Genomic DNA, 12,872 nt, shown 5'->3' with positions numbered 1-12,872 from the left:
AAACAACACACCTCAGGGAGCAGTACCGTGTCACTTGAAGTTAACAGCAAAGTGCCTGATTTTTCAGCAGCTTGCACAGGCGGCGCCGATTTTACCCTGTCAGCCCACGCTGGCAAAAACCTGGTCATCTATTTTTATCCCAAAGACAGCACGCCAGGCTGCACCACCGAGGGCGAAAACTTTCGCGACCTACACCCCGAGTTTTTAAAAGCTGACTGCCTTGTTTTTGGTGTTTCACGCGATTCCATGAAATCGCATGAAAACTTCAAAGCCAAACTGGAAATGCCGTTTGAATTGATTTCAGATCCGGACGAGAAGGTATGCACAATTTTCGACGTGATGAAATTGAAAAACATGTACGGAAAACAAGTGCGTGGCGTTGAAAGAAGTACCTTTGTAATCAACAAGAAAGGCATTCTTGTGCAGGAGTGGCGCGGCTTGAAGGTGCCGGGCCATGCGCAAGCTGTGCTTGACTTTGTACGCACAATCGGGGACTAATATCTCCACGGGCGCAGGAGTGACGACCCCGCGCGATTTATGAGCTTCTTACTTCAGATCGTTGACAATGCCACTTCCCAAAGAACCCAGCAAACCCGCAACCACACTGAACGAAATTCCTCCAATCACGGCGCCCAAACCCAGAAAGCCGACCAAGAAAACAGAAGTTTCAGACAACGCATCTTCGGCAGGCAAAGCACCTTTGACTTTGGCCGCGGATAACACAGTGACTGCGAAAGCCCCCGAAACAAACCGCACACGAAACATACCGGCTGCGGCTTCGGGCAAGGCGCGCAAGCCCAATGCCACGCCAATCGCCAAGAGCAAGCGCCAGGTTTCTTTGACCGGCAAAAAGATTTTCGTGCTTGACACCAACGTGTTGATGCACGATCCCACATCGCTTTTCCGCTTCGAAGAGCACGACGTGTTTTTGCCGTTGATTACGCTGGAAGAACTGGATAACCACAAGAAAGGCATGTCCGAAGTAGCCCGTCACGCACGGCAAGTAAGCCGTTCGCTGGACGCATTGATGGAAAACATCGAGGACATCGAAAAAGGCGTGGCGCTGGACCGTTTGGGCAATGTGGACGCTTTGGGTCGCCTGCTGGTTCAAACCACAGAGCTTTCTGCCGAACTACCCAAGACACTGCCAGTGGGCAAAGCCGACAACCAAATTTTGGGTGTGGTGTTTGCGCTGAGCAAACTACACCCTGAACGCGAAGTGGCGTTGGTTTCCAAAGACATCAACATGCGCATCAAGGCCCGCGCCTTGGGTTTGCTGGCCGAAGATTACTTCAATGACCAGGTGTTGGAAGACCGTGACCTGCTGTACTCGGGCATCATGGAATTGCCCTCGGACTTCTGGGAAAAGAACAGCAAAGGCATTGAAAGCTGGCAGCAAGGTGGCAGTACCTTCTACCGCATCAGCGGTCCCGCTGTGAAAGACATGATGGTGAACCAGTTTGTCTATTGCGAAACTGGTATTCCGCTGATCGCGCAGGTGCTTGAAGTAAGCGGCAGAACAGCCGTGCTGAAAACACTGCGCGACTTCAGTCACAACAAAAACAGCGTGTGGGGTATTACTGCGCGCAACCGCGAACAAAACTTCGCGCTGAACCTGTTGATGAACCCGGAATGCGATTTCGTAACCCTGTTGGGCCAGGCCGGCACCGGCAAAACCCTGCTGGCCTTGGCCGCAGGTTTGTCGCAAGTACTTGAAAGTAAACAGTACTCCGAAATTATTGTGACCCGTGCCACTGTACCGGTGGGTGAAGACATTGGCTTCTTGCCGGGTACAGAAGAGGAAAAAATGGCCCCCTGGATGGGCGCATTTGAAGACAACCTGGAAGTGCTCAACAAACCCGACCCCAGCAGTGGCGATTGGGGCCGTTCGGCGACCACCGATTTGATCCGCACAAAGATCCGGATTAAGTCGATGAACTTCATGCGCGGCCGTACGTTCATCAACAAGTTTTTGATTATTGATGAAGCGCAAAACCTGTCCCCCAAACAAATGAAAACCCTGATTACCCGGGCAGGCCCCGGCACAAAGGTAATTTGTCTGGGTAACCTGGCGCAGATCGATACGCCATACCTGACCGAGGGTTCTTCAGGCCTTACCTATGTGGTGGATCGTTTCAAGGGCTGGCCACATGCGGGACACATCACACTGCAGCGTGGTGAGCGTTCAAGGTTGGCTGATTTTGCGTCAGATAACCTTTGACGTATTGATGGGCATGTAAGAAATTGCATGCCCTATTAATTCATTCGCGAAGTCGCAACGCCTTGCTTCAGGCGGGGTGATATGGCATTCAAACCGACCAAAGCTAGGATGTCACAAGAAGCCTTAATCGCCCTCGGGCTGCATCCCTGCGTAGTTCTCAAACTTGGTGTACATACCCAGGAAGGTTACGCGCACCGTACCAATAGGTCCGTTACGCTGCTTGCCGATAATAATTTCAGCCGTGCCTTTGTCGGGTGAATCGGGGTTGTAAACCTCATCGCGGTAAATAAACAAAATAACGTCAGCATCCTGTTCAATCGCGCCTGATTCCCGCAAGTCACTCATCACCGGACGCTTGTTCGGTCGCTGTTCCAGTGAACGGTTCAACTGCGAAAGTGCGATCACCGGGCAATTCAACTCTTTCGCCAAACCTTTCAATGAACGTGAAATTTCTGAAATCTCGGTGGCACGGTTTTCCCCAGGAGAGGAAGAGCCCATCAATTGCAAATAGTCGATGATCACCAAACCAAGCTGACCACATTGGCGTGCCAAGCGCCGGCAACGCGCGCGCACTTCCATGGACGACAAGGCAGGCGTTTCATCAATAAACAATTGCGCATTCTGCATCTTCTCGACTGCGTAGGTCAGTCGTGGCCAGTCCTCATCCGTCAATCGCCCGGTTCTTAGGCGGTGTTGATCCAAACGCCCCACGGAGCCCAACAAACGCATCGCCAATTGGGTGGCGCCCATTTCCATGGAGAACACAGCCACTGCATGACCCTCTTCTACAGCCACGTGTTCGCCGATGTTCAAGCTGAATGCTGTCTTCCCCATTGAGGGTCTTCCAGCCACAATAATCAAGTCACCGGGCTGCAAGCCTGATGTTTTGCCATCAAGATCCACGAAACCAGTCGAAATACCGGTGATGTCACTGGTGCTGTCGCGATGGTAAAGCTCGTCAATTCGCTCCACCACTTTGCTTAGTACTGGCTGAAGGTCTTGAAAGCCGCCTGCGCCACGGGCGCCATCTTCAGCAATCTTGAAAATCTTGCTTTCAGCTTCGTCAAGAATGGTTTTGGTGTCTTTGCCCTGCGGGTTGAGCGCAGTGGTTGCAATGTCGTCGCTGATCGTAATCAGCCTGCGCAGCACGGCGCGATCGCGCACAATTTCCGCGTAGCGGCGAATGTTGGCAGCCGAGGGCGTGTTGGTGGCCAAGGTGTTCAGATAGGCCAGTCCGCCTACGTCTTCGGCCTTCCCAGAAGACTGCAGCGATTCATAGACAGTGATGACGTCAGCCGGTTTGGAGCCGTCAATCAGCTTGGCAATGTGCTCAAAAATAACGCGATGATCATAGCGGTAAAAATCGTCGGCACGAATCACATCCCCGATTTTGTCCCAGGCCTGGTTGTCCAGCAGCAGACCCCCCACCACCGATTGCTCTGATTCAAGCGAGTGGGGCGGAACACGCAAGCCAGTCATTTCTTGTTCTGTAAGTCGATTCTCGGACATAGTTTCGCAATAGAAAAAGGCCACCCTGAGGTGACCTTTTTTGTGGGTTCAGGCAGACCAAAAAGTATAACCGAATGCGGTCAAACCCTTGGATCTTATTCGCCCTAAAACCTAAGACTTGCCTTAACTTATTACTTAAGCAGCTTCGCCAGCCACAACTACTTTCACGTCTACAACCACGTCGGGGTGCAGGGCAACAGTCACAGTGTGCTCGCCAGCAATTTTCAGCGCGCCGTTGGGCATGCGTACTTGTGCTTTTTCAACTTTCAAACCAGAAGCGTTCAAGGCAGCGGCGATGTCGTGGTTGGTTACAGAACCAAACAAACGACCATCCACAGCAGCTTTTTCGCTCAGTTGAACAGTTGTCGCGCTCAACTTTGCACCCAGGGCCTGGGCAGCAGTCAGCTTCTCAGCAGCTGCTTTTTCCAGTTCGGCACGGCGTGCCTGGAATTCAGCGATTGCTGATTCTGTGGCGCGCTTGGCTTTGCCATAAGGAATCAGGAAGTTACGTGCGTAGCCGTCTTTTACGCGAACCACGTCACCCAGTTGACCCAAATTGGGCATTTTCTCAAGAAGAATTACTTGCATGGTGTTCTCCCGTACTGCTTAGTGGTTGTCGGTGTAAGGCAGCAAAGCCAGGAAACGTGCGCGCTTGATCGCTGTGTCCAACTGGCGCTGATAGTTCGCCTTGGTACCAGTGATACGAGCGGGCATGATCTTGCCGTTTTCGCTGATGAAATCCTTGAGCGTGTCGATGTCTTTGTAATCGATTTGCTCTACCTTGCCCACTGTGAAGCGGCAAAACTTCTTGCGCTTGAACAAGGGGTTCTGTTGTGGACGACGTCCCTTGCGATCATTTTTACGACCAAAAGCCATAATATTCTCCAACTATTTCAAGTCTTCAACATTCGCGCACTGCGCAAACATGGAATCGAAGACTTTTTGATTTGTGCGAACGAAGCGCTATAAAACCGGACCAGTTTTTCAGGCTCCCCACTTCCAGGCCGTTGACTTGGTTGGCTGCCACACCCAGCGCGACCGCTGAAACTGTGCACTTCACCATTCTTGGCTTGCTGGCTTCAAGTTGCTCACTTTCGTGTTCAAGCTCAAATTCGCAAATGGGTAAACCTGCCGGGGTGTATCGCAATATTGATTTTGCAACCAATATGGCGGTCAGGTTGAACTGATTCTCACCAGCTTTTCCCGCTTCCCCAAACTTGTTTGGATTTTCCGCTGCTTCCTCCTGATTCATTGATTCAGTGTTGTGCGAAGACGATTTACTCGTCGTCACCCTCGTCTGAATCGGAACTGTCATCGCTTGCAGACGCGGTGGCAGAAGCAGCTTTGCGCTCTTGCTCACGCTGAACTTCCTTCATCATTGGAGAAGGAGCTGTTTCAGCTTTTTTCATCTTCACTGTCAAGTGACGCAGTACGGCATCGTTGAATTTGAATGCGGTTTCCAGTTCTTCAAGAACTTCCTGACTGCATTCAATGTTCAACAACACATAGTGTGCTTTGGCCAGTTTCTGGATTGGGTAGGCCAATTGACGGCGACCCCAATCTTCGTGGCGGTGTACTTTGCCGCCGTTGGCTTCGATGGTTCCACGATACTTCTCAACCATGGCAGGCACTTGCTCGCTTTGGTCGGGATGCACGATGAAAGCAATTTCATAGTGACGCATTGATTAACTCCTATGGATTTTCCACAATTGGAAAAGCCGCCGCACCCCCGTGGTGCAGCAGCAGGTAACCCAAAATTATAGTGGGTTTTTCAGAAACAGGCAACGTTGAGTGGTAGTTGCCTGCTAAAACGCAGAAAATCAGCTGGCTTGGTCTTGCAAGCGCTTTTTTTCCATGTCGCGAAGCTCTCGGCGCAATACTTTGCCAACCGGGCTTTTGGGCAGCTCTTTCATGAATTCCACGTGACGTGGAATTTTGTAAGCCGTCATGTGTTTACGACAGTGTTCAATGACCTGCTCCGCCGTTAGATCCGGGTCTTTTTTAACCACAAACAGCTTCACGGCCTCACCGGTTTTGCTGTCGGGTACACCAACAGCAGCTGCTTCAAAAATACCGCCAAGCAGCGTTGCCACGGCCTCAATCTCTTTGGGGTACACATTGAAGCCCGAGACCAGAATCATGTCCTTCTTGCGATCGGTGATGTAAAAGTAGCCGTTTTCATCCATGTAGGCGATATCGCCGGTCTTTAACCAGCCATCCTGCGTCAGAATTTCAGCAGTTTCGCGTGGCTTGTTCCAGTAACCGCGCATGACCTGCGGGCCTTTCACACACAACTCGCCTTCCTGCCCCACCGGCAACTCATTGAAATCGTCGTCGCGAATAGTGACTTCCGTCGATGGCACAGGCAAACCAATCGATCCGTTGTACTCCTCGTGTAAAGGATTGATACACACGGCCGGCGAAGCCTCGGTTAAACCATAGGCCTCGGACAGCCTGGTGCCTGTCACTTTCTTCCACCGGTCGGCCACGGCGGGTTCAATGGCAGCACCACCACCCAGCACCAGCTTCACATGCGAAAAATCAACCTGCTCGAACCCAGGTGTATTCAACAGGCCGTTGAACAGGGTATTCACGCCGGTCAAAGCCGTGAAAGGCACTGCGCCCAGAGTTTTCACAAAGGTTTTCATGTTGCGTGGATCGGTAATCAGCAGGCAATGCCCGCCCACCTTGATGAACACCAGAATGTTCGCTGTCAGACAAAAGATGTGGTACATCGGCAGCGCAGTAATCGCAATTTCCTTGCCTTCTTCGATGTCCTGGTTCAACCAGCTTGAAGCCTGCTGCAAGTTGGCCACAATATTGCCATGAGTCAACATGGCACCTTTGGCGACACCAGTGGTACCACCTGTGTACTGCAGAAACGCAAGATCATCGTGGGTAATATTGACCTTGCGTAGCTCATTGTTGCGCCCTTGTGCCAAGGCTTTCTTGAAGGTAATGGCCCCGGCAATGTTGAACGCGGGCACCAACTTCTTGACATATCGCACTACAAAATTCAGCAACACGCGCTTGAAGAAACCGTGCATTTCACCCATTGAGGCCAGCACGATGTGCTCAACCGGGGTGTTTTTGATCACTTTTTCGAGCGTGTGGGCCACATTCTCGAACACCACGATCACCTTGGCACCAGAATCCCGCAGCTGGTGTTCCAGCTCCGTGGGTGTGTAAAGCGGATTCACATTCACGGCCACAAAGCCAGCGCGAATTGCGCCAAGCATGGCCACAGGGTATTGCAGCAGATTGGGCATCATGAAGGCGACACGGTCGCCTTTTTTCATGCCGGGCAAGCTTTGAAGGTAGGCACCGAAATCACGGGTCAAAGAATCCAAGCGCTCGTAGGTCAGCGCTGTACCCATGTTGCTGAATGCGGTTTTATCGGCGAACTTGCGACTTGCGTCCTCAAAAATATCCCGAATAGAGGGGTACTGATCCAAATCAACCGACGTAGGTACGCCCGGTGGGTAGCTCTGAATCCAGGCTTTATCTGTCACAAATGTCTCCTTCTTGTGGGCACTGCCGTGCTTCGCAACTGTTTTGTATTGATGGAAAACAATACCGGAATATCAAAGAGCATGGATTCTAATGCACTACGATTGCGATGTGTACCTGCACGGAAGGCACAGTCAAGGAAATTTCGACAAGGTTCCTTGTCGAATCCCTTCCAGAATGGACATTTCACGTTCTTGAATCAACTGGAAAAACAGGGTTGGCCTCTCGAGCGAGGCAAAGGCATCCAGCCCTTGGCTTAGAAAATCGTGGAAATCCTCTAAATTCGCCTTTTGCGCTGCACCACGTGTCATCTTCATCAGTGGCCGTAAAAACGGCAGGCGCATCAACTTGCGCAAGGATTCACCCACCTCTCGAACCAACAGAATTTGCTGCTCCCGCAAGTCGAATTGCCCCTGTTTTCTGAAGGCCTCCATGTAGGCAATTTCTTTAAGTGAATTATCAGAATTAAAGTCTTTCTCATTGATAAAAAGTGTTATTTCATCATCTAGAAGCTCGGCGAGATAATCCATATAAATCACTTTTTTGACCGTATCTACCGCGCCACCGGGCAGCAATTTCTCCAGCTTGGGCAGCACTCTTTCTACTTGATGGTCCCTCGTGCTGACATCGTGGGTGCAATAGAGCTGATCTAGGAAAAAACGACAGGCTGCACGCATGCCCTTGTCTTCAAGCAAATCCTTATATGTACTTTCCAATCTACTGTTTTGAAATACTTTTATCTCGTTTTTTAATCTCAAAAATTCAGCAGTACGCCCCTGTCCTTGTCGAAGGGCCGTGATGGCTTTTTGTAACTCCAGGGGTGAACTTTGAATATCAATCATGGCGATTCAATTGCAGTTGAATGGTAAAGCTCCACGTCGTTTGCTGCACAGCAGCACAAATCAGACATGGAAAATAGTCAAAATTTATGTTTACATCCGTTAATGTTAAACCGGAGAGTGAGACAACAATGAACGCCCCATCCAAAGCACACGGCCAAGAATTGACAGCAGCAGAACTAAAAGCAACTTTGGAGTCCTTGAAGCAAGCTTACCGCATCAACCCCTTCCCGGAATGGAGCCAGCGCAAAGCCTGGCTAATGGCGTTGAGCGACATGATTTACGACAACAAGCTGAGAATTGCTGAAGCCATTTCAGAGGACTTCGGCTACCGCTCAAAAAATGACACCTTGTTGGCAGAAGTATTCCCCTCACTGGAAGGCATTCGCCACGCCATCAAACACGGTAAAGGCTGGATGAAGCCTCGCAATGAAGGCGCCAGCATTTGGTTCAAGCCGGCCAGCACCTGCCTGATGCCACAGCCTTTGGGCGTGGTGGGCGTTATCGTGCCCTGGAATTACCCTTTGTTTTTGTCTATCGGCCCTATGATTGCCGCGTTGACCGCAGGCAATCGTGTTTTTATCAAAATGAGCGAGTACACCCCCCGCTTCAGCGCGCTGCTTGACGAGCTGCTGGCCAAAGCCCTGGGCCGCGAGGTGGTACAGGTCATCAATGGTGGCCCAGAGGTTGCTGCCGAGTTTTCCCGTCTGCCATTCGACCATTTGCTGTTCACCGGCTCAACTCCAGTGGGCAAAATGGTCATGAAGGCAGCCAGTGAAAACCTGGTGCCGGTAACACTTGAACTGGGCGGCAAAAGCCCTGTAATCATCACCGCGCCCACGGTGGCCAACCCGGGCCGCTTCGAAAATGCGATTGCACGCACATTGTCTGGCAAGTCGATCAATGCCGGGCAAACCTGTATTGCACCCGACTACCTGATGGTTCCGGAAGGTTGCGAAGAGCAATTGATTTCACACGCCAAGGCCATTATTGATCGCCGTTTCCCGGAGGGAATACTGTCCAAGGACTTCACCGGTATTGTTTCTGACCGCCATGCCACCCGCTTACAGCGTTTAATTGACGAAGCGGCGGAACAAGGTGCGCGTGTGGTAACACTCATGAAAACTGCTGACAGCCCGGGCCGTAAAATTCCAATGACTTTGGTGTTCAACGCCAAGCCCGATTCCATGCTGATGCAGGAAGAGATTTTTGGCCCCGTGTTGCCGGTGATCACCTACAAACGACTGGATGAGGCGCTTGATTACATCAACGACCGCCCTCGCCCACTGGCTTTGTATTTGTTCGACGATGAATCAAAAACCCAAGACATGGTGATGAAGCAAACAATCGCCGGTGGTGTATGCCTGAATGAAACCCTGTTTCATATTGCTCAGGAAAATCTGCCATTTGGCGGCGTTGGCGACTCGGGTATGGGCCATTACCATGGCAAGTTTGGTTTTGACACCATGACCAAATTGAAGCCGATTTTTAAACAAAGCCGTTTCCATGTCATGGAAATGTTGTCGCCACCCTATGACAACAAAATGTTTGCCTTCATGACCAAACTGCTGACCCGCAAGGTATAAACAGAAGCTTCATGAACAGACGTCAATTTTTTAAATTCGGTGCTGCCGGCCTGCTGTTGGCCGGCGGCCTGAGTTGGTTGGGCAAACACTTTGCCAAGGTGGAGGTGGTCGCAGGTCAGTCTGTGGTGCAACAACAGCACATACCGATGCTGAAGGCCATCGCCGAAGGTCTGCTGGATCCGGCATTACCCACCACAGGAAGAACGCAATCCATTGAATCGGCCGTGAATGCATTCGTAGATGCCACCAAAACTCTCGCAGCCAGCGCACAAGCAGAGTTGGGTCAACTGCTGAATATTCTCGAGAACCCGGTTGGTCGAAGACTGATTGCCGATTTGGGTACCAGCTGGGAACAAGCGACACCAGCCCAGGTGCAAGCCTTTTTGGTGTCTTTCCGGGATCACCCCATTCCAGCCCTTCAACCCGGCTACCATGCACTTCACGACCTGATGATGGCTGGCTGGTACGGACTGCCCGAGCAGTGGGCCGACATGGGCTACCCCGGCCCGCCTTTCCAAGTTCTCTGACCTTCGCCTTCACCAATGATTGAACAAGAAATCAAACCCATGGGTTCCTTAGTGCCCGACCTTTTTGCAGTCGGCATCGCAAACGGCTGGAAAGCCTATGAGGCACACAAGCGCGAAATGCCCAAGCAAATGAGTGCCGATGTAGTCATCGTTGGCACCGGCGCGGGTGGCGGCATTACCGCTGAAATATGCGCCAAGGCAGGCTTGAAGGTGTTGTTGATCGAGGAAGGTCCGCTAAAGACTTCAAAAGATTTCAAAATGCTGGAATCCGTGGCCTATCCCACGCTGTACCAGGAAAGCGCTGGCCGCAAAACAGCTGACAAAGCCATCAACATTCTGCAGGGTCGCACAGTGGGCGGTTCCACCACCGTAAACTGGACATCGAGCTTCAGGACCCCGGCCGACACGCTGGCATTCTGGCAAAACCAGTTTGCTCTGAAAGACATGACCGTGGAAGCCATGGCCCCGTGGTTTGAACAAGCAGAAAGACGCTTGAACATTGCCGACTGGCAAGTGCCACCGAATGAAAACAACGACATTCTGCGCCGTGGCGCAGAAGCCAAAGGAATTTCCTGGGGTGCAATTCGACGCAATGTAAAAGACTGCTGGAACCTTGGCTACTGCGGCATGGGTTGCCCGACCAATGCCAAGCAATCCATGCTAGTTTCAACCATTCCCGCTGCGCTTGATCACGGTGCAGAGCTGATCGCTTCCTTGCGTGCCCATTCTTTCAAGATTTCTCAAGGTCGAATCCGCACCCTGCGCTGCCAGGTCATGAATGCCGACGGTGTACTGCCTTCAGGCAAAGAAGTGGAAATCACAGCCAGGCATTTTGTATTGGCTGGCGGATCAATCAATAGCCCGGCCGTGCTGCTACGTTCAAATGCGACCGACCCCTATGACCGCTTGGGCGAACGTACCTTTTTGCACCCTGTGGTCATTTCAGCTGCCATGATGGAGCAGGAAGTTCGCGCAGATGCAGGCGCGCCCCAAACCATTTACAGCGACCATTATTTGCACACGGATCCGATTGACGGACCTGTCGGCTTCAAACTTGAGGCACCACCCCTGCACCCCGTAATTTTTGCCTCGACCCTGCCAGGCTTTGCAAAAAAGCATGCCGACATCATGAAGAATTTCTCGAAAACGCACATGCAACTGGCTTTGCTGCGCGATGGTTTCAATTCCGGCAGTGTGGGCGGGCAAGTGCGCTTGAACAGCGACGGCAGCCCGGTGCTGGACTACAAGCTAACCCCGGCAATTTGGGATGCGGCACGCCGTGCCTTGGTCGCCATGGCTGAGTTGCAACACGCTGCAGGTGCGCTCAGCACGCTGCCTGTGCATGAGTTTTCCAAGCCTGCCAACAATATTGACGAAGCCCTAAAGCAGATCAACGCGCTTGACATGAAACCGCTGAGCATGAAAGTGGTTTCCGCCCACGTGATGGGTGGGTGCGCCATGGCTGGTGAGGAAAAGCTGGGCGTTGCGCGCCCGGATGGTCGCCACTGGCAAATCGAAAACCTGTCCATTCACGACGGCTCGCTATTTCCGACCAGCATTGGTGCCAATCCTCAACTGTCTATTTATGGCCTGACCAACAAACTAAGCCAGCAACTGGTCGCAGAACTGACTGGCCAGGCCGCCACCGCACTGGCTTAAAGAGCATGATTCGCCACCTGAACAGACTGTACTGGATTGGCTACATTTCAGTCATGTTCGGCCTGTACTGGCTTCTTCATCACTGGTTTGGTGCTAGAAGTGACAATGCCGCCGTGGCTGCCATTTGCCTGGTGGTGGGCGTTCTTTTCTCGGCGCATGTCGGATTCAATATCTCGGGATTTGCCCTTTCCTACAGCGTTCGCCAAATTCCACAGGTGCGGGACAAGGGCTTGCACTTTCACAGCACCGAGGGTGAAGGGTTTCACCGACTGAGCCTGGCACGTTGGGTTAAAGCAGTGTTGGTTGAAAGTATTGCATCGCTCAAACTGATCACGTTGCTGCAACCCTGGGCCCCCAACCCTGACGGTATTCAATTGGCTGGTAAAACCTGGCGCAAGAAAAAGCCTTTGCCTGTGTTGCTGGTGCATGGCTATTTGTGCAATTCGGCTGTGTGGGCAGGTACCCGCGCCCTGCTTGACCGTGCTGAAGTTAGTACCCACGCCATCACACTGGAGCCGGCCATTGGCTCTATTCGCAGTTACTCTGAAGCGATTCATGAGGCAATCGACGAATTGTTGGTGGCCACTGGCGCACCCCAAGTGAAAATTATTGCGCACAGCATGGGCGGTGTGGCTGTGCGTTACCACGCCACTGAATACGGTCATCATCGAATTGCGGGCATGATCACGATTGGCAGCCCGCATTACGGTACGGCTTTGTCTACCCTGGGTATTGGCAAGAATGTGAAACAAATGGCGTGGGGAAGTTTCTTCTTGAAAACGCTGCGAGAGCACCCCACCGACAGAGAGTTTCAGCAAAAGATTTGGTCACTGTGGAGCCCACAAGACAACATTGTGTGCCCACCAGTATCCAGCAAACTGGAGTTTGGAAAAAACACCGCCGTGCCCGGTTGCGGGCACGTGGCTTTGCTGAACGACTCCACCACGGAAGACCTGATTCTCAACTGGCTTGCAGAAGATGCACAGGCCTACCCCTTGGCAGAAAACCGAGCCTAAGCGGA

13 protein-coding genes are annotated in these 12,872 nt (G+C 52.0%); 6 read left to right on the top strand and 7 right to left on the bottom strand.

Features of this window, described 5'->3' with window-relative positions:
* The first annotated feature begins 27 nt into the window (after window positions 1-27).
* On the top strand, window positions 28-498 hold the full coding sequence (locus tag LMED105_RS07530; RefSeq protein ID WP_008249887.1) for a peroxiredoxin: 471 nt from the start codon (window positions 28-30) through the stop codon (window positions 496-498).
* A 67-nt stretch (window positions 499-565) separates the two neighbouring features.
* Window positions 566-2,221, top strand: a complete 1,656-nt coding sequence (locus tag LMED105_RS07520) for a PhoH family protein (protein WP_083797135.1) — start codon at window positions 566-568, stop codon at window positions 2,219-2,221.
* Between the two features lie 123 nt (window positions 2,222-2,344).
* On the opposite strand, the gene LMED105_RS07515 is transcribed toward LMED105_RS07520, so the two are convergent.
* The 7 genes from LMED105_RS07515 to LMED105_RS07485 all read right to left on the bottom strand — a co-directional run bounded on the left by LMED105_RS07515 (window position 2,345) and on the right by LMED105_RS07485 (window position 8,082).
* Window positions 2,345-3,730: a replicative DNA helicase gene (locus LMED105_RS07515; protein ID WP_008249881.1), complete on the bottom strand. Its 1,386-nt coding sequence runs from the start codon at window positions 3,728-3,730 to the stop codon at window positions 2,345-2,347.
* Between the two features lie 135 nt (window positions 3,731-3,865).
* Complete coding sequence (gene rplI, locus LMED105_RS07510; RefSeq protein ID WP_008249879.1) at window positions 3,866-4,318, bottom strand: 50S ribosomal protein L9; 453 nt, start codon at window positions 4,316-4,318, stop codon at window positions 3,866-3,868.
* 18 nt (window positions 4,319-4,336) lie between these two features.
* Window positions 4,337-4,606: a 30S ribosomal protein S18 gene (gene rpsR / locus LMED105_RS07505; RefSeq protein ID WP_008249877.1), complete on the bottom strand. Its 270-nt coding sequence runs from the start codon at window positions 4,604-4,606 to the stop codon at window positions 4,337-4,339.
* Between the two features lie 25 nt (window positions 4,607-4,631).
* On the bottom strand, window positions 4,632-4,982 hold the full coding sequence (gene priB / locus LMED105_RS07500; RefSeq protein WP_008249876.1) for a primosomal replication protein N: 351 nt from the start codon (window positions 4,980-4,982) through the stop codon (window positions 4,632-4,634).
* Between the two features lie 25 nt (window positions 4,983-5,007).
* On the bottom strand, window positions 5,008-5,412 hold the full coding sequence (gene rpsF, locus LMED105_RS07495; protein WP_008249875.1) for a 30S ribosomal protein S6: 405 nt from the start codon (window positions 5,410-5,412) through the stop codon (window positions 5,008-5,010).
* Window positions 5,413-5,550: 138 nt separating this feature from the next.
* Window positions 5,551-7,242: an AMP-binding protein gene (locus LMED105_RS07490; protein ID WP_040512786.1), complete on the bottom strand. Its 1,692-nt coding sequence runs from the start codon at window positions 7,240-7,242 to the stop codon at window positions 5,551-5,553.
* 132 nt (window positions 7,243-7,374) lie between these two features.
* Complete coding sequence (locus tag LMED105_RS07485; protein ID WP_008249873.1) at window positions 7,375-8,082, bottom strand: hypothetical protein; 708 nt, start codon at window positions 8,080-8,082, stop codon at window positions 7,375-7,377.
* A 128-nt stretch (window positions 8,083-8,210) separates the two neighbouring features.
* Here LMED105_RS07485 and LMED105_RS07480 point away from each other — a divergent pair, with 128 nt between their 5' ends.
* From LMED105_RS07480 to LMED105_RS16250, 4 genes are read left to right on the top strand one after another with little or no spacing between them, the layout of a single operon-like run.
* Window positions 8,211-9,665 carry a coniferyl aldehyde dehydrogenase gene (locus tag LMED105_RS07480; protein WP_008249871.1) on the top strand — a complete coding sequence of 485 codons (1,455 nt, stop codon included), beginning with the start codon at window positions 8,211-8,213 and terminating at the stop codon, window positions 9,663-9,665.
* 11 nt (window positions 9,666-9,676) lie between these two features.
* Window positions 9,677-10,192, top strand: a complete 516-nt coding sequence (locus LMED105_RS16255) for a hypothetical protein (protein ID WP_008249870.1) — start codon at window positions 9,677-9,679, stop codon at window positions 10,190-10,192.
* Between the two features lie 39 nt (window positions 10,193-10,231).
* Window positions 10,232-11,851: a GMC family oxidoreductase gene (locus tag LMED105_RS07470; protein ID WP_156799587.1), complete on the top strand. Its 1,620-nt coding sequence runs from the start codon at window positions 10,232-10,234 to the stop codon at window positions 11,849-11,851.
* 5 nt (window positions 11,852-11,856) lie between these two features.
* Entirely contained in the window at window positions 11,857-12,867 is a 1,011-nt protein-coding gene (locus LMED105_RS16250; RefSeq protein WP_008249863.1) for an alpha/beta fold hydrolase, read from the top strand.
* Window positions 12,868-12,872: the final 5 nt, after the last annotated feature.

This window comes from Limnobacter sp. MED105 (assembly GCF_000170915.1).
Taxonomy (GTDB): domain Bacteria; phylum Pseudomonadota; class Gammaproteobacteria; order Burkholderiales; family Burkholderiaceae_B; genus Limnobacter.
This window is presented reverse-complemented; position numbering and strand designations above follow the sequence as displayed.

What these genes read in the sequence shown, in the direction of transcription:
- LMED105_RS07520 (WP_083797135.1), top strand. Translation starts at nt 566, where the DNA reads ATGCCACTTCCCAAAGAACCCAGCAAACCCGCAACCACACTGAACGAA.
- LMED105_RS07515 (WP_008249881.1), bottom strand. Translation starts at nt 3,730, where the DNA reads ATGTCCGAGAATCGACTTACAGAACAAGAAATGACTGGCTTGCGTGTT.
- rplI (WP_008249879.1), bottom strand. Translation starts at nt 4,318, where the DNA reads ATGCAAGTAATTCTTCTTGAGAAAATGCCCAATTTGGGTCAACTGGGT.
- rpsR (WP_008249877.1), bottom strand. Translation starts at nt 4,606, where the DNA reads ATGGCTTTTGGTCGTAAAAATGATCGCAAGGGACGTCGTCCACAACAG.
- priB (WP_008249876.1), bottom strand. Translation starts at nt 4,982, where the DNA reads ATGAATCAGGAGGAAGCAGCGGAAAATCCAAACAAGTTTGGGGAAGCG.
- rpsF (WP_008249875.1), bottom strand. Translation starts at nt 5,412, where the DNA reads ATGCGTCACTATGAAATTGCTTTCATCGTGCATCCCGACCAAAGCGAG.
- LMED105_RS07485 (WP_008249873.1), bottom strand. Translation starts at nt 8,082, where the DNA reads ATGATTGATATTCAAAGTTCACCCCTGGAGTTACAAAAAGCCATCACG.
- LMED105_RS07480 (WP_008249871.1), top strand. Translation starts at nt 8,211, where the DNA reads ATGAACGCCCCATCCAAAGCACACGGCCAAGAATTGACAGCAGCAGAA.
- LMED105_RS16255 (WP_008249870.1), top strand. Translation starts at nt 9,677, where the DNA reads ATGAACAGACGTCAATTTTTTAAATTCGGTGCTGCCGGCCTGCTGTTG.
- LMED105_RS07470 (WP_156799587.1), top strand. Translation starts at nt 10,232, where the DNA reads ATGGGTTCCTTAGTGCCCGACCTTTTTGCAGTCGGCATCGCAAACGGC.
- LMED105_RS16250 (WP_008249863.1), top strand. Translation starts at nt 11,857, where the DNA reads ATGATTCGCCACCTGAACAGACTGTACTGGATTGGCTACATTTCAGTC.